This is a genomic window from Lentisphaerota bacterium, from assembly GCA_016873675.1.
Taxonomy (GTDB): domain Bacteria; phylum Verrucomicrobiota; class Kiritimatiellia; order RFP12; family JAAYNR01; genus VGWG01.
In genome coordinates, this window is record VGWG01000025.1 from 14,877 (window position 1) to 31,070 (window position 16,194).

The 16,194-nt window shown below is 63.3% G+C and carries 16 protein-coding genes and 1 pseudogene; 8 read left to right on the forward strand and 9 right to left on the reverse strand.

What is annotated here, in order from left to right; translation table 11 throughout:
• Positions 1-49 precede the first annotated feature (49 nt).
• From FJ222_05080 to FJ222_05110, 7 genes and pseudogenes are all read left to right on the forward strand, one after another.
• Positions 50-382, forward strand: coding sequence for a winged helix-turn-helix transcriptional regulator (locus tag FJ222_05080; GenBank protein ID MBM4163795.1), 333 nt, complete (start codon positions 50-52; stop codon positions 380-382).
• A complete protein-coding gene (locus FJ222_05085; GenBank protein ID MBM4163796.1) occupies positions 379-1,803 on the forward strand; it encodes a hypothetical protein in 1,425 nt (474 codons plus the stop codon). The genes FJ222_05080 and FJ222_05085 overlap by 4 nt, the downstream gene beginning before the upstream one ends.
• Positions 1,804-1,904: 101 nt before the next feature.
• Positions 1,905-2,282, forward strand: coding sequence for a zinc-binding protein (locus FJ222_05090; GenBank protein MBM4163797.1), 378 nt, complete (start codon positions 1,905-1,907; stop codon positions 2,280-2,282).
• A gap of 21 nt (positions 2,283-2,303) precedes the next feature.
• Positions 2,304-2,819 (forward strand): thioredoxin family protein, encoded by a 516-nt coding sequence (locus FJ222_05095; protein MBM4163798.1) that lies wholly within the window; start codon positions 2,304-2,306, stop codon positions 2,817-2,819.
• On the forward strand, positions 2,816-3,517 hold the full coding sequence (locus tag FJ222_05100; protein ID MBM4163799.1) for a cytochrome C biogenesis protein: 702 nt from the start codon (positions 2,816-2,818) through the stop codon (positions 3,515-3,517). Before FJ222_05095 ends, FJ222_05100 begins: the two co-directional genes overlap by 4 nt.
• A gap of 93 nt (positions 3,518-3,610) precedes the next feature.
• Positions 3,611-3,715 (forward strand): annotated as a pseudogene (locus FJ222_05105) (arsenate reductase ArsC).
• A gap of 291 nt (positions 3,716-4,006) precedes the next feature.
• Entirely contained in the window at positions 4,007-4,630 is a 624-nt protein-coding gene (locus FJ222_05110; protein ID MBM4163800.1) for a protein-L-isoaspartate(D-aspartate) O-methyltransferase, read from the forward strand.
• Positions 4,631-4,809: 179 nt separating this feature from the next.
• Here FJ222_05110 and FJ222_05115 read toward each other — a convergent pair whose 3' ends face one another.
• The 9 genes from FJ222_05115 to FJ222_05155 form a co-directional block, all read right to left on the reverse strand.
• On the reverse strand, positions 4,810-5,247 hold the full coding sequence (locus FJ222_05115) for a hypothetical protein (GenBank protein ID MBM4163801.1): 438 nt from the start codon (positions 5,245-5,247) through the stop codon (positions 4,810-4,812).
• Positions 5,248-5,323: 76 nt separating this feature from the next.
• Positions 5,324-5,524, reverse strand: a complete 201-nt coding sequence (locus FJ222_05120) for a hypothetical protein (GenBank protein MBM4163802.1) — start codon at positions 5,522-5,524, stop codon at positions 5,324-5,326.
• A gap of 102 nt (positions 5,525-5,626) precedes the next feature.
• A complete protein-coding gene (locus FJ222_05125; protein MBM4163803.1) occupies positions 5,627-7,816 on the reverse strand; it encodes a hypothetical protein in 2,190 nt (729 codons plus the stop codon).
• Positions 7,817-7,854: 38 nt separating this feature from the next.
• Positions 7,855-8,874, reverse strand: coding sequence for a DUF481 domain-containing protein (locus FJ222_05130; protein MBM4163804.1), 1,020 nt, complete (start codon positions 8,872-8,874; stop codon positions 7,855-7,857).
• A 229-nt stretch (positions 8,875-9,103) separates the two neighbouring features.
• Positions 9,104-11,104 carry a sulfurtransferase gene (locus tag FJ222_05135; GenBank protein ID MBM4163805.1) on the reverse strand — a complete coding sequence of 667 codons (2,001 nt, stop codon included), beginning with the start codon at positions 11,102-11,104 and terminating at the stop codon, positions 9,104-9,106.
• Positions 11,097-11,606, reverse strand: a complete 510-nt coding sequence (locus FJ222_05140) for a hypothetical protein (GenBank protein MBM4163806.1) — start codon at positions 11,604-11,606, stop codon at positions 11,097-11,099. Before FJ222_05140 ends, FJ222_05135 begins: the two co-directional genes overlap by 8 nt.
• A complete protein-coding gene (locus tag FJ222_05145) occupies positions 11,606-13,615 on the reverse strand; it encodes an MBL fold metallo-hydrolase (protein MBM4163807.1) in 2,010 nt (669 codons plus the stop codon). Before FJ222_05145 ends, FJ222_05140 begins: the two co-directional genes overlap by 1 nt.
• 163 nt (positions 13,616-13,778) lie before the next feature.
• Positions 13,779-14,993 (reverse strand): hypothetical protein, encoded by a 1,215-nt coding sequence (locus FJ222_05150; GenBank protein MBM4163808.1) that lies wholly within the window; start codon positions 14,991-14,993, stop codon positions 13,779-13,781.
• 32 nt (positions 14,994-15,025) lie between these two features.
• Complete coding sequence (locus FJ222_05155; protein MBM4163809.1) at positions 15,026-15,370, reverse strand: hypothetical protein; 345 nt, start codon at positions 15,368-15,370, stop codon at positions 15,026-15,028.
• Between the two features lie 412 nt (positions 15,371-15,782).
• Here FJ222_05155 and FJ222_05160 point away from each other — a divergent pair.
• On the forward strand, positions 15,783-16,194 hold a 412-nt coding region (locus tag FJ222_05160), incomplete at its 3' end, for a hypothetical protein (protein ID MBM4163810.1).

The following is a 16,194-nucleotide window of genomic DNA, read 5'->3' on the forward strand; positions in this document are numbered from 1 at the left end:
TCGCGTTTTCTTGTTGCATTGTTGCGCAACTATGCTATATACTGGCAGCATGAACTCGGAAGAATTGAAAGCGCGGGCGCGGGTGATGAAGGCGCTGGCCAGTCCGGTGCGCCTGAAGATCGTGGACGAGTTGAGCCGTGGCGAGCGCTGCATCTGCGAACTGCAGCCGCTGTTCCCCATGAATAAGTCCACGCTCTCGCGGCACGTCGCCGAACTCCGGAACGTCGGCATCGTCGGCGAACGGCGGGAGGGTGTGCGGAGCTACCTGCGGTTGCTAACCCCGTGTGTCCTGAGCATGTTTGATTGCACCATGCGTGTGCTCCGCGCGGAAGCTGCACGTCAGGCGGATGTTGCCAGGGGCGGAAAGGCGTCTGAACCATGAGCGACGGCAATCGCCGGGAACTGAAGATACTCGGATGGCTGGTCGGACTCTTTCTGGTCCTCTACCACCTGCCCGTCGAGACAGCGCGTTTTCAAGGCGCGATCATCGAGGCGTTCAAACTGGCCAAGTGGTATGCGCGGGAGCACGTGTTGCTGTGCCTCATCCCGGCCTTCTTCATCGCCGGAGCCATCGGCGTGTTCGTCAGTCAGAACGCTGTGATGAAGTACCTCGGGCCAAAGGCATCGAAGTGGCTGTCCTATTCCGTCGCTTCGGTCTCCGGGACCATCCTCGCCGTCTGCTCCTGCACGGTGCTTCCTCTGTTTGGCAGCATCTATATGCGCGGTGCCGGTCTTGGCCCAGCCGTCGCGTTCCTCTATTCCGGACCGGCGATCAATGTGCTGGCCATCGTGTTGACCGCCCGCTTGCTGGGCTGGCAGTTGGGCGTGGCACGGGCGGTGGGCGCCGTGACGTTCAGCGTGGTCATTGGACTGTTGATGCATCTGCTGTACCGCAAGGAAGAGCGGGCGAAGGCAGCCAAGGCCCAGGATCTCTATATGGGCGAAGACGCGCCCGGGAACCGGCCGTTGTGGAAGACCGCTCTGCTCTTTCTGGTCATGGTTGCAGTGCTGGTTTTCGCCAACTGGGCGCGCAGCGGAGACGTGCGAGCGGTCTTCCTCTGCTGTCCCAACGGCCTGACGACTCTCCGCGTCGAAGGGCGGGAGATGGAGCGCACCGCCGGATATGTCCGTGTCTTGACAGCCGACGGGGCGGTGCAGACCATTCCCTCCGCCGATCTCGTCTCCATTGCCCCCCTGCGGCATCCAGGCGTTCAGGATGCCGTGCATGCCTGGCGCTGGGCGATCGTTCTCGGGGCGCTGGCGGCATTGGCCCTGATGGTTATTCGGTGGGTGCCCGGATCGGAGCGGAAGGAGTGGTTGCGCGGCACATGGGGATTCGGGAAGCAGATCACTCCCCTGCTGATGGGCGGCGTACTGGCAGCGGGTTTTTTTCTCGGCAGCCCGGAATCGCCCGACGCCGGGATCGTGCCCAATGTCTGGATTCGGGCGCTCGTCGGCGATTCGCCATCGCCCCTGCTGACGCTTCTGGGGCGCGACGCGGGTGACGTGCCGGGCTGGATGAGCGCCGTCTGGCCGGTCTGGACCAATTTCTTTGCCTCGTTGACCGGTGCGCTGATGTACTTCGCGACCCTGACGGAAGTCCCGATCCTGCGCGGCCTGCTAGACAGCGGCATGGGACAAGGTCCGGCGCTGGCTCTACTGCTCGCCGGTCCGGCGCTTTCGCTGCCGAGCATGCTGGTGATCAACTCGCTCCTGGGACCGAGGAAGACGCTGACCTTCATCGGGCTCGTGGTGGTCATGGCGACGATCACCGGCGTGGTGTTCGGATGGATGGCGTCGTAGATGGAGATAGTTCTCGCCAAGGCGCAAAGAACGCAAAGGTATGAGACCGGGCTTAGCGTTCTTTGCGTCTTTGCGAGAACAACCAGAAAGGAAGATTCAGGATGAGCGACAAAAATGCGTGTGCATGCGGCGCGGCTCCGAAACTGATCTTCGCGTGTTCCGGTGCTGCGGATGTCGGCGCGATTGCCGATCAGGCGGCGCGAAAACTGACGCAGGACGGCGCGGGCAGGATGTTCTGCCTGGCGGGCGTCGGCGGACGGGTGTCGGGTATCCTGGCGACGACGCAGTCGGCCGCTCGCATTCTTGCCATCGACGGGTGTCCGCTGAACGGCGTGAAGAACTGTCTGGAGCAGGCCGGTTTCACGACGTACGAACGCCTGCAGTTGGCGGACTTGGGCATGGAGAAAGGCAAGACGCCACCGACTCCCGAGACCGTGGCGCAGGCGGCAACGGCGGGGGCTGCAAGGCTGGTGAGCTGATTGAGGGAAAGTGAGGCACTCATGAACAACGACGTTGAGAAGCAGAAGGAAGACTCCTGCGGTTGTGGACGCGGGAGTTGTTGCAGCGGGCCGGGCAAGTGGATCTGGATTGCGCTGGCCGTAGCGGTGGTGGGCGTACTGATCGCCAAGCACGCGGGCAAGAAATCCACGGTTGATCACTCTGCGGCGGGCGAACCACCTGCGGCGGCGGCAAACGCCATGCCGACACCCGCCTCGGAACCCGCCGCGCAAAGCGAGCCGCTACCGCGCCTCGTGGATTTGGGCGCGAGCAAATGCATCCCCTGCAAGATGATGGTCCCGATCCTGGAGGACTTGAAAAAGACCTACGCCGGGAGAATGAAGGTCGTGTTCATTGACGTCTGGAATAACCCGGATGCCGCGAAGCAGTACGGGATCAGCGTGATCCCGACCCAGATCTTCTTCGATGCCGCCGGCCAGGAACTGTTCCGCCACGAGGGCTTCTTCGGCAAGGACGACATACTGGCGAAGTGGAAGGAACTGGGGGTCAGTCTGTGATGGAACAACTCTTTACGGCACTCTCCCGGGCTGTCGAAGGCTCGGTCGGCTTGGCGTTGAGCGCGGCCTTCGTCTGGGGCGTGCTGAGCATCCTGCTCAGCCCATGCCACCTGGCGAGCATCCCGCTGATCGTGGGATTCATCGACCAGCAGGGACGGATTACCACGCGACGGGCGTTAACGATCTCCCTGCTGTTCTCCGTGGGGATCCTGCTCACGATTGGCGTGATTGGGGCCATGACAGCGGCCGCAGGCCGGATGATGGGTGACGTCGGACGCTGGGGGAATTACGCCGTAGCCGTCATCTTCTTTGTCGTTGGCCTTTACCTCCTGGACGCGATCCGACTGCCGATGCCGGGAGCCGCCCAACCGGGCGTGAAGCGCAAGGGGATGCTGGCGGCCTTCATTCTGGGGCTCGTGTTCGGCGTGGCGCTGGGCCCCTGCACCTTCGCCTACATGGCCCCGATGCTGGCCGTGACGTTCAAGTTGGCGGCGACGAATCTGCCCTACGGGATACTTCTGCTGGCGATCTACGGCGTGGGGCACTGCGCGGTGATCGTGTTGGCCGGCACGTTCACCGAGATCGTTCAGCACTATCTGAACTGGAACGAGAAGTCCAAGGGCGCAGTGATCCTCAAGAGACTCTGCGGTGCGTTGGTCCTTCTCGGCGGGCTCTATCTCATCTACACGGCGCGCTGATCGTCCGTCCCGTCCGCCGCAGCGGCCCCGGATCGGCACACGGTGGGGCGCCCCTCGCGATCAGGATGGGCGCCAGGGCAAACGCACCTATCGATTGCATCAGAATCGCAACGGAGTGACGGCCTAGCTGGAAAAAGGAACATCTTGTTCCTCTGCACCGGCAACTCCTGCCGCAGTCAGATGGCCGAGGGATGGGCCGGGCGCTCACAGGCGACGTGATCAAGGCGTTCGTGGAGGGGCTGCCGGAGAACCTGGCCAGGCCCGGACGGGCGAACGCGCGCTAATCGCCGGCTTGCCCCGGCGCGGAGGTTGCGTTATAGTTCCCGTGCGGTGGCGTGCGAACGCAGGGTTCTCGAACGAGAGGTTGTCATGCACACGGTCCCAACGACACGAACGCCGGGCCTCTGCGGCAGACCCGACCCGCCGGCCGGATGCCCCCGGCTGGTCCGCCCCGCCGAGCCCGGCATCTTCACCGAAGCCCGCGAACGGATGGTGCGCGAGCAACTGAAGCCCGCCGGACGGGACATCACGCATCCGGGCGTGCTCGCCGCGATGGCCGGATTCCCGCGTCACGAACTCGTGCCCGAGGCGATCCGCAACCTCGCCTACGCCGACGGCCCCCTGCCTATCAGCCACAACCAGACCATTTCCCAACCCTACATCGTGGCGCTCATGACGCAGGCGCTCGATCCCCGGCCGACGGACCGCGTGCTCGAGATCGGCACCGGCTCCGGCTACCAGGCCGCCATTCTGGCGCAACTGGTTGAGAGGGTTTACACGATTGAGATTATCGAGCCGCTGGCGCAACGCGCCAAGGCGGATCTCGCCCGCCTCGGCTGCGATAACGTGTTCGTGCGCGCGGGCGACGGCTACCGCGGCTGGCCCGCGGTTGCCCCCTTTGACGCCGTCATCGTCACCTGCGCGCCCGGCCAGGTTCCCGAACCCCTGGTGGCCCAGCTCCGAGACGGCGGCCGCATGATCATCCCCGTCGGCCCCGACGGCGGCGTTCAGGAACTCATCCTGCTGACGCGGCGCGATGGCACGCTCGGCCGCCAGGCCATCCTTCCGGTCCGCTTCGTTCCCATGACTGGCGCTATCCGCGAGCGGATATAAGCGCGATGAGTACTGCTCACGTGGCAGCGGTCGCGCGTGCACGAACGGGTACAGACCCTGAAACACACAACCGGAGGCTCTTGCAAAACCTCGTAAGTGCGGGCGTGGCACGGGCATCTTGCCCGTGTTTCACGGGCGGGACGCCCGTGCCACGGGGGTTTTGCAAGAGCCTCAACCGGTCAGAGGGCTTCCGTCTCCAGGCACTTGTATCCCATGACTTTCAACAGAAGAACGGCCTGATTCCAGTACGGACCGGGGCTGTCGACGTATTCTTGCTTGATCAACCGGAGGGGATCTGTGCGATTCTTCTGCCGTTCGTCCAACAGGCTCATGACCGTCTGCCCCAAACGGTTATCCATCTGCGGGCCGGCCGCCTGCCCTTGCGTATCGATTGGCGAGACGCCCAGCGCCGCTTTCATTTTCGCCACATCGTCAACGTTCGCATGCAGGCACTCGGTTAGAAAGACCTCGACAGCCCGCTCCAGAGCCGGGTCCTGAGGCACCCGGCTTCCCCTGGAGGACGGGGTGACTCCTGTGGTGGCGCACCCCGCCAGTATGAGCGCGGTGATGACCGCACACAGGGTGCCGCCAACACCCACTCGTCCTGAGTCATCCATAGATTCGTCTCCCCGTTTCAAAAAACCGGCGGACCTCATCGGTCCGCCGGCTGCGTTAATCCGATGGACTTACGACTTACTTGTTCAGGGCGCTATCCACGCTCTTCGCGGCATCCGCTCCGGCCTTCTCAGCGTCCTTCGCCGCGCTCGCCGCCGCCTTCTTGGCATCCTCGGCGGCGCCGCTCAGACGCTCCGCCAACGTGGGCTCCTTTTTCTTGCAGCCCGTGAACACGACCGCAACAACGGCAATCATCGCCAACATAACCAAACGCTTCATGTGTGTACTCCTTGTTTTGTGTTTATCTCACGACGTGTTAACGTCGCCTCCTGGGGTGAGAATGAAACCGGATCACCCTCTCCCCAAAAATCCATTGTGCTTTCATTTGTCTTTCGGCGCGGGCGGCGCCTCGGCCGTGACGCGACTACCAGGGCCGGTCTGTATCCTCTTCATCGCGTCAGGCAACACGCTGTCCAGGAGCCCGGCGAACCAGAGCGCGAGCGCCAGCGCGACGAGTATCACGGCCGCGACGATCCGGTTGCGCACGGTGTTGTCGTCGGCGAACGGATCGGTCAACTGACACTCCGCATGGGCCGGAAGCACCGCCTCGGTGGTGAAAAGCCTCCCCAACTTGAGCGAAAGGCGCAACCGCCGGTTGATGGCCCACCCGCATGCGTTGAGGATCGGCGCCACGTCGCGGGCGCGCAGTTTGAACCAGGTCAGGATCATCGAAGGCCCTGAAACCATCAAGAGGATGGCGACCAGCCCAAGCGCGCTTTTCCACAGGGGCAGGCCGGCAACGGCGCTGACCATGCCGCCGATGGCTGTGCTGATCAACCCAACCGCGATGCCGAGGGCCGCCGCCGTGGATGCGAGGGCCGCGCCCTCCATTTTTTTGGGTGCTTCGGCCGCAACCGCACCTGGGGCCTCGATCTTTTTGGCGGCGCTGACGAGCGCGGCGTCCTGCTTGGCGGACAGCATCTTCCGGACCTGTCCGCCAATCATGGCGGCGATCTTGCGCCACGGATCCCAGAAGGCCTCCTTCAGGCTGATGGAGTTGTCCACCATCTTGACGATAACCGCATCCCAGTCTTTGCCGTCGAGATCGTAGAAGATGCCGTTGCGACCGACCCAGAGCGAATGCGCAAAGCCCGATGTGAAGGTCGCGCAGATCGTGCGCGTCTCTTTCGTGGCCGGGCGGGACAGTATGCAGTAGGCAAGACAGCACTTGCTGGCGTCGGCCTGGCTCGAGTGCGCGGCGATGTCATCCACGTGGAAGCAGAGGTTGCAGGCGCGGGCGTCCATATAGAGCGTCCCCACCTGGAAAATCGAGAGGGTCTTTGGGTCGTAAAGACGGCCCATGTTGACGTAGTTGCTGATCAAGGTGAGCAGATTCGCCTGGTAACGGATCAACCGCTCAACCTCCGTGATCTGGGCGTTCTCGGTCGCGAGCGCGGCGTCCCTAGCGATCAGTGCCGTGATGTCCGCTTTTGCCTGGCCAGCGACCACGACGGCGAGGCGGGCCGCGCCCAGACTGGCCACTTCAGCGCCTGTCTTGGCGGCGATCCATGCCGCATAAGGCGCAAACATAGCCTTGAGTGCCTGCCATTGTCCTTCGGACAGCGTGAGACAGCCCGGACCGACAAGAGGTTCCACCACTGCGGCCTTGAAGTCCTTCAGAGCGGCGGACCAGTAAGGATTGACGCCATCGATCATCGGCAGATCACGTCCGGCCGCAATCTTCGATAAAGGGAAAGCCGCAAGGGCTGGCATTCCGACGGTGAGATTCTTGTCGGCCAGCGCAGCGAAGTCGGCATCCGTGCGGCTCAGCGGTCCGGCCGCTCGGGCGTCGAAGGCCGACAGGCCGCATCGGGTGAAGTAGTCATCGAGTTTCGCGCGAACCGCCTCCAGCGCGGCGGCGGCAGTGGCAGTCTTGTCGCCCAGAGGCAGCACCTCAGCGTTCGCGCGCCGGGTCCAGTCGAGGTATGCGGCGGCGGTGCCGAAGAAGGCGTCTACCTTGGCCTGATTAACACCGGGTTTGCCGCTGCGGTCGGTTTCCGCGCCGAAGGCCGCTATGATTTCGGCAATGATTTGCTGGGTTGCCGGATCGTCGGCTGCGTCAACCGGCACGATGCCGTCGCCGTTGAAACGGGTTCCGGCGAAGATCTTAGCGGTGTCGCCGACATCGGCCAGACTGATGGCATCGGCCGAGGCTTTGTCCAGATTGGCAAGAATGCGCTTGGCGCTCGCAAGCAGGGACAGTCCTTCAGGTGTCGAGGTGCTGATGGAAGCGAGACGCAGCGTATCGGAGCCTTCCATCAGGGGGTCCAGCGAGACTAGGCGAACGGACAACCACTTGACCGCTGCGAGCAGTTCGGGCACGCGGATGCGGCCATCCTTATCGGTGTCGAGCAGGTTGAGCGTCTGGGTGTCGAAACGGATGCCCTTCGTGGGGCAACTGAGCGCGGTCCAGAGCTTCTGGTCGAGTTCCGCAAGGTGCGCGATGTCCGCGCCATTACGGAAAAGCACCTGATCCAACCCGCCTGAGCGGTAGAACTTCCATGTGTGCATGCGACCTCCTATGCGAAATGTTGCGGGCGCAGCCCGCATTAGAACGTCCAGCCGACACCCAGAATATAACGCAAATCCTTTTTGTCACGGCCTTCGGAGGGTTGCGAATTGTAGGCCATCTGCGCCTTGGCATCGAGCGAGAGCCAGGGTGTCATCGCCGCCCTCAGCCCCACGTCTGTGTTGACCAGAAACGTGTCGAGGGTTTCGAGGCTGGGACTGTATTCCAGATTATGGAACGCCTTGACGTGGTCGTTGAACGACGTGTTCACGTGATAAGCCAGGCGCCCGGCCATAAAGGTTCGGGTTTCGGTGGGCTCCGAATAGTTCTCGTGAACGTAAGCGAAACCGGCCTCTGTGTCGAAATTAAAGTCCGGCTTTTCAATCCACTGGTAGCCACAACCGATGCCCGGAGTCAGACGCATGCTCAGGTTGGCGATGCGGTCTTTTTCGTATTTCAAGTTTCCGTACCCGTACAACTGCTTCGAGAAGAAGTAATCGTACTGACCTTTGAGAAACCAATTGTCAGCGGTCGTGCTGCTGGCTCCCGTGGTGTCGTCGCGCTGCTGGGCTGAGTAGTATCCCGCGCCCAGCGTGGATCGATCATTCTCCGACCGGCGTGTGGCTTCGGCGCTGAGGACGGCCGTATCGCTCTTGGTGTTACCCCGAACGAGCGTGGCTCCCGCCGACACGATCCCCTTCCACTGGGCTTTTTCAGGATTGACCTTTACGACATGGGCCAGCGCAATCGACTGCGGCTCGGCCGAGCCTCCCGCAATCGCGGTCACATAGCCCTCGTCGGATGCGGCCACCTTTTGAGAGAACACGGTCCCATCGGCCATGGCGATTTCGATCGGTTCGTCCGTCGAAAAAGTCCGGATGTCTACCAGATTCAGCGTCACCTTGCCCGCTGCTTTGGAGGAGAACATCATTTTCCCGCCGACGACACTGTCGACTGTGCCGGTCAGCCGGTCGCCGGACTTGAACAGCACCTCGTCGCCGAATGCCGTTGTGATCGCCAAGCCGCCGAGGGCCGCCAGTGCTACACTCGTGTGCTTCATTCTTCTGCTCCCTGGGGATCGTTGACCGCCCGGCGCCGCGACGCGAAGACGTCATGTGACCCGATGAAGCGCTCTCACGGGCACAAGGAACTTCTATACGCGTGAGAATTGTTGCAGGTACGTATGAAATATGCAACAAGTTCTTTGACCTTCTTTGACAAAACCTGTGAAGTCCGGCAGTCCGCAGGTGCGTGACAAGCGCCGTGCCTTTTGCATGCGTGTTGCGCGGTCATTTCGCTGCTTCCGGCATTGGGGTTTCGCTGCTGACCGGAAGTTCCGGCCGGGCCGCCCATTCGGTCCAGCCAGCATCATACCAACGGACGCGGCTGTAGCCCAGAAGACGGGTCAGCACAAAATAGGTCTGACTGGCCTGATGACCCGTGCGGCAGTGGACGATGACCGGCGAGTCTTTGGAGGGAATGAGTTTCGCATAGGCGTCCGCCAGTTCCTGAACCGGCTTCAGCGTGCTGAACGTGTCCCCCTTGGCCACATCATCGGAGAAGGGCCGGTTGACCGCGCCCGGCACGTGGCCGCCACGCGCTTCGTCGCGCTTCCTCCCCGTGTAGTAATCCGCCGGACGAACATCGAGGATCACCGATCCCGTCTTGCCCATTGCGGCGAGCACCTCCCGCGCCGTGACCGTGAACGCATCAGCCGTCTCCGGCGCCGGATACGACGTTGGCGTGACAACCGGCAGCCCGGTGTCCAGAGGCCGCTTCTCGCTCTGCCACTTGACGAAACCGCCCCTCAGCACCGCGTAGCGCCGGTGCCCCAACCGTTCGCAGGCCATGCCGACCAGCGTCGCATCCTGGATCTTGTCGCCCCAGATCACGACAAGCGCGTCTTCCCGACGAAGCCCCATGAGCGAGAAATGCGCGGCCAGAAGGTTCGCAGGCAGCAGCATGGACGGAATGCCCCCGACGCATCCGCGCAAGCTCTCGATGTTCAACGACAGCGCCCCCGGAACGTGCCCGCTATTGTACTCGGGCTGCGGCCGCAGGTCGATGATCTTCACGTCCGGCGATCCGAGGCGCTGCGCCAGCCAGTTGCTCTCCACCTCGGCGGGAAGGGTCTCTGCCGCAAGCGCGGCCGCAGGAGCCGCCACGGGCGGGGGCGCACTCAGGAAGAACGCGCGCCAGGCGCGGATTTTGGCCGCCTGCACGGGCGGAACGGGTTCGCCCCGCAGCGACACCGGCTTGAGGCAGGCGTCGAGAAACCCCGCCAAACCGTCGGTGAGCATGTAGACGTTGCCGAAGCCCAGCCGGGCCAGACTGTCACGGGCCTGCGCGGGATGGGTCATGCCGTTCGAGTAGAGCACGATCACGCCGCGGTTCTTATGCGGCGCGAGCGCGGCAGGCAGGTCTGCGACCTGGATGTTCACCGCCGAACGGATATGGAACTGCGCAAACTCCTCCGGCGTGCGAATATCGACCGGCAGGAGCGAGGCGTCGCCGCCCATCAACCGGTCAGCGAGATCCTCTGGACCGATGTGGTCCGCGCCCTCCTGCATGCCCGTCAGCAGGACCGCCTCCTGCGCGGCTGCCGCCGGCGCCGCCGGTTGCTCTGGCCGCGCGGCAAAAAGCCCGAACGCGCCGATCATCAGCACGGCGCTGAAAACAGGGAGAAAACGCGAATTCAGATAGCCGGCCGAACCGGTGCGGCGTCGCTCGATAACCTCCGCGCCCCAGAAACAGCCGACGGCGATCAGCGTGAAGGCAAACGCGAACCCGGCCTCAGAAACGCCCAGCGATTCGAACCCGAAAACCACCCCGCTGTCGTTGGCAGTCAGCGGCGCCACCACCGGATACAGCTCGTTGTAGAGGATGCTGCCGCCCACCGCGCCGACCAGAAACACCGCCGCGTCAATCTTGCCGGACGCCGCGCCCACAGCCGCCGTGCCGGGACACCAGCCGCCCATCACGAAACCCACGCCGAAAATCAGGCCGCCCGCGACCTGCGCCGCCACCAGCGTGTGCAGGAAGTAGACGTTGTCGGCCGTGACCCAGCCGAAGGCTTTGGCGTAGGAGACGCCGAGCATGGCGACAATGACCGCCGTGAACATGACCTTCATTACCGCCATGTCCCTGAAATAGAAAATCCCCGCCAGCCGTTTCGAGCTGCCGAAGCCGGCGCGTTCCAGCGCCACCCCGAAGGCAATCCCGATCAGAAAGCTCGTCAGAAAGGCCGCAGGTGAGTCCAGCGTGCCGCTGCTGAAGAAGGTGTCAATCATGCCACTGCCTCCTCACGAACCACGCTGCGGCGTAGCCGCCCGCGAACACGCTGACCAGGAACAGGAGGCTGCCCGTGAGCAGCACCGCACTGCCGGACAAGGCCTGGCCGGAGGTGCAGCCGTTCGCCAGCCGGCTGGCGAAGCCGGCGAGTATGCCGCCTGCCAGCGCGAGAAGGATCCGCGCGCGTGGCGCACACCGGGCGCCGCGCTCCACGACCCGGGCGCAACGGCCGGCCAGCAGCGCCGAAACGAGCCCGCCACCGAACACGCCAGCCAGCATGAAGACCAGATAATAGCGCAACGGCTGGTCGCCCCATGCGCCGAAGTACGGACTCGCCAGCGTCCGCGCGGGGGCGAGCGTGAGTTCGCAGAAGGCGCCCGCGCGGGCCAGGCCCGCCGACGCGCCCAGCCCGGCTCCGAGGATCAGGTACGATGCCAGCAGGGTCAGGCCGAGCAGCACCCCGGCGAGATATGGATTCGCATACGGTTTCGGACTCATCATCAGCACCCCGCACTTTTCTTTTTCGGCGCCTGGGGCGCCTGTGGAGCGGCCGGCATCGGAGCGGCCGGTCGCACCGCCGGCATTGCGGACACGGCGGGCGCAAGCGGCACGGCCTTGACCGGCCCGCCCATCTCCGCGTCGCGCCAGTAGGCGTCAAGACCGCCGAACAGCACGTGGATCTGCCGCTCCGTCTTTTGCGAAAGGATCCCGCCCGCCGCCATGGCCAACGAGCCGTCGCGGTCCACGATCACCAGAGGCCCCGCGCCCGTGAGGAAAGTGGGGTCGGCGATCAAGTTGGCCATCGTCACGTTGCGCGCGCCGGGCAGTTGATAATCGGCGAACGACCCGGCGGGACGAATGTCCACAAGGTCGAATGCCCCGGGCAGGTCCACGATCATCCGCTTGAGCGCCGCAGCATCGATTCGGGATGGCAGATTTACCGCGCGGGCGGGCCCCGCCGCTGTCGTTCCGCCCGGAGCGGCGGGCTGGATCACCGGCAGTCCGGCCTCGATCCAGGCCTCGCTGCCGCCCACCAGAGAGGCCACTTTTGTGAATCCCCTGCGCTCCAGCAGGCCGATCCCCATGCTGCTGCGGTACGCCGAGTTGCAGACCGTCACGACCGGCTCGCGCGGGTCGAGCTTCGTGACCGCGAGATCGCCCAGGAGATTGAGCGGCAGGTTTACCACGTTGCCGATGCGGAGCCCCATCCACTCGCTCGGCAGGCGCACGTCGACAATGAGCGGTCCGGTGCCGTCCTGCATCCGCTGATGGAGGGTTTGCGGATCGATCGGCTCGTTCGACAAGACGGGCTGCCGGGCCGCGATCCAGGCATCGAAGCCCACCGTGCCCGCGACCGGGTAACCGACGCGGTGCAGGCGAAAAACGGCCTCCTTCAAATCCTCCTCGTCGTCGCCGCACAGCACGATGCGGCTGCCCCACGGCACGAGGGTGCCCGTCCACGATTCCAGCCGCCCGCGCAGTCCGATGTTTACTGCGTTCGGAATATGTCCCGCCGCAAAGCGCTTCGCGTCGCGGAGATCAACGACGTAAACGGCGCTGGCATCGGTCAGCGTCTTGTCCAGGGCGGGAACCGGAGGCAGCGGGGCGCTCCATGCGACGGGCGGCGGTCCCGCTTGGTTCATTCGGGCGTTGTGAGCGAAGTAGTGTGGCGCGTCGGGTAAACCCTCCAGCACGGCCGTGATGAAGTTGTTCCGACCCGTGTGCTGCAAGTAGGGATTGGTCGCGCGTTCCGTGCCGATGGTCGAGGAGGGCTCGTCTCGCAAATGGGCACCGCACAGCGAACCCGCGCCGTGCGCGGGCAGGACGATTACGCTGTCGTCGAGCTTCGAGAGTTTGTTCTTCCACGTGTCGTAGCCCATCCCCGCGAGCGTGGCGGCGGCCATCGTCCCGCCCAACAGATCGGGACGCCCGATCGACCCCACGAACAGCGTGTCGCCAGTCAGAATGGCGCGGGGTGTGGCTGTGTCGGCCGTGTCAAAAACGAGGGCGCACATGCCGTCAGGCGTGTGCCCCGGCGTGGCCAGAAACTGAAGCGTGACCTCGCCCCACTTCAGCGTCTGCTGATCGGACAGCGCCGCGATGGGGTATTTTGCCCCGCTTTCCCGGCTTTGATAGACGGGACAGCCGAACGCCTTCGTGAATTCGCTGTGCCCCGCCACGAAATCGGCGTGCGAATGGGTCAGGAAGACGCCCGTGATCGCCCATCCCTCCTTCCTGGCCGTGTCTTGATAAACCAGAATGTCGCGGGACGGGTCGACCACCAGCGCATCTCCGTCGCTGACCACGAGATAGGAGTAGTGCGACAAAACCGACAGCTTAAACTGCACGATCGTGACGCCTGCAAACTCGTACCGTTTGACCTCCGTCTGCTCGGCGGCGGCATCACCATGAGCCGCAGCCTCCGCATCTTGGATCGCCGCCGCCCCCGCCGTTTGTCCGGCCAGCAACAGCCCGGCGGCCCAAACCGAAGCATTCACGTGACGCGCCATGCCCCTGTATCTCTGCATATCCGAGCCTCCTTATAGGGCGCGGCCCGAAAGAACTCCGCGCCTCATGATGGCTCTGATTATGCGGGATGCGTGGTAATAGTCAATCTCAATATGGTGTGGGGTGTAAGACAAAAAAGTGAGATTAGGGAGGAAGAGTGAAAGTTTAAGCTGCCTTAAAGCTTCTGATGGAGGCTCGTTGTTTCCAGTAGGGGTCGTGGAGATTATCCGCAATCAGCCCGCGGATGCGCAATACGTTGAGGGATCCAGAAGGATGCCATCGTTGCCCGGCGAGGTCTGTGCGCTGCTTGACAAGCGATTTGCAGGTTCCTTCCATTGCGCCTGAGCCGATACAATAGCCACGTTTGCGGAACGCGCCATAATCCATGCGCTTGAGTTTGTTTCTGAAATAGCCAAGCGCGCCTTCGATCTCCGTTTTCTTGGGATGATCGGAGGGCAGGTTCTCGAAATAGCGGACGGCGCACGCCGCGCCATAGGTGCGCATCAGGCGGCGACGTATCATGAACAGGGCCTCCGCCTTTTGCTTGTCCGCCTCGGCGAGGCGGCACAACTCACCGAGATGTTCAGCGGCATGGTAAAAGTCCACGATTTGGACCGCGCCCTTGAAGCGGTCTTCGACCATGATCCAGATCCACTCCGCGCCGTCGGCCGTAAAGACAACGGTAAATGCCTCATGGTATCCACGTTTGACGGCCTCGTTCAGGAGTATTTGCGAGAACGACGAAACGTCGTCAAAGGAAACGACGCGTGTTGTCGAACTGGGAATCCGCTGCATCTCTCCATCTTTATTGGCCTCCTGCCGAAAGACGATGCCGCCTTTGACCTGGCGTTTCTTCGGCTCTCCGTTCTTTCCGTGGACGCCGACCAGGTCTTCCTTGCGCATGGGTATGCCCGTCATATCCGCTTGGATATTGAGTATCCCGCCTGTGCACACCTCTTTTTTACGTGCCATTGCCCACGCGGTCTCCAGACCCGCGCAGTGGTTGGTCATCCGCTGGACGCGTCGTCCGGGCACGGTTAGCCCAGCTAATCGGGACAGCGACTCCCCGGCTTGATCATAAGAGTGTGCCTGCGCACCGGCCCAGCAGATCAGTCCGGCTGCCGCCGGTGTGCAGCCGCGGATTAAACCCAGCGCGTCATCCAGCGGGAAAGACCGCTTCCTGTTACGGTCCAGGACATAACTGCGGGTGAACGCGACCGGTCCGACCGTTGAAAGCACTTCCCGCGTCCGGTCTCCGCGCCCCCCGGTTTGGCCATCCAGCCCCAGCGCCTGCGGCGCAACCCGCGAATAAAACGCGCCAAGCAGCTTGGCGGCCTCCCGCAGCGCCGCCGATTTCAGAGACGCCTCAACCCATATCAAATCGACCTCGCCAGCCCCGATCTTCGCTTCAATCAGTGCCGCAGCTTGTCGGAGTTCCGATCCGACCGCGCGAAGCGCTTCCGTCCAGCCGTTTTTTTTTCGCTCTCTGCCAGCGCCTCGGCGTTTTGCCAGAACCGACTGATCAGCGCCTCGGCCTCACGCCCCCGCGCCAACTCGGCCAGAGCGCGGGGGGCCTCTTCTCGCGGAATGCGGGCCGAGACCTTTTCGCCATCCAGAAAACGCTGCCAGACGTAATAGGGCCCCGTGCGGTTCGGCTTCCCGTCCCGGCCTGCCGATTCGTACCATTGTTCGCTGATCTGCCCGCGCCGCGCGGCGCCGATCTTCCCGAGCTGGTTCAATACTTCGTGTTGGTCCATGACGAATGCCTCCTGTATCATTAACGATACAATATTATATGACGTTCGCATCCGCCCGGCAACTACTTTCTTTCTCTTTTCCTCCCGCTCTCACTTTTTTGTCTTACACCCGTGTGGATAGGCATCGCGCCAGAGCGGCGGCGTCTCGCCGCGCCGACGTCGGTTGCGCAAGCGCCTCACACGGGGTTCAAAAATATGCTGAAATGGCTGTTGACTTTCACGAACCCCCCCCCCGCATAATACATGCCAATGATGTGTTCTGTATCCGCTCATTTTGTGTTCCACGCCGATGGAGCAGGAGCGGGTTTTTTTGCGGGGAGACTCCGAGTCGTCGGACCTCTCCCATGCGCGAATGGCTCAGAGGATGCAACCATGCGGTTGATCAAACGGGGATGAGGAGGCGATGATGCGGATGAGAATGAAGTCTGACGGCGTGCGTGTCAATGGCGTGCGGGGATTCGCACGGTTCGTATCATCGGCTCTGATGGGTGTGTTGCTGGCGGGATCAGCCACGTGGGCCTGCGGACAAGGTGCCACAGGGGGTGCCGTGACGCAATCCGGGGATTATTGGATCCATGCGTTTACCAATAGCGGGGACTTTGTCGTCACGAGTCCGATTACGAACGTCGAATACCTGATTGTCGCAGGCGGCGGGGGTGGCGGCCGGAGCGCCGACGTGGCTGCAGGCGGTGGCGGTGGCGGGGGCGTGCTGTCGAATGTCGGAGGCACGCCGCTCACCCTCGCGGTGGGCACACTCCATCCCGTGGTCGTGGGATCTGGCGGCTCGGGCAGAAAATCGTCGGGCGGCAGAGGCTCAGCAGGCG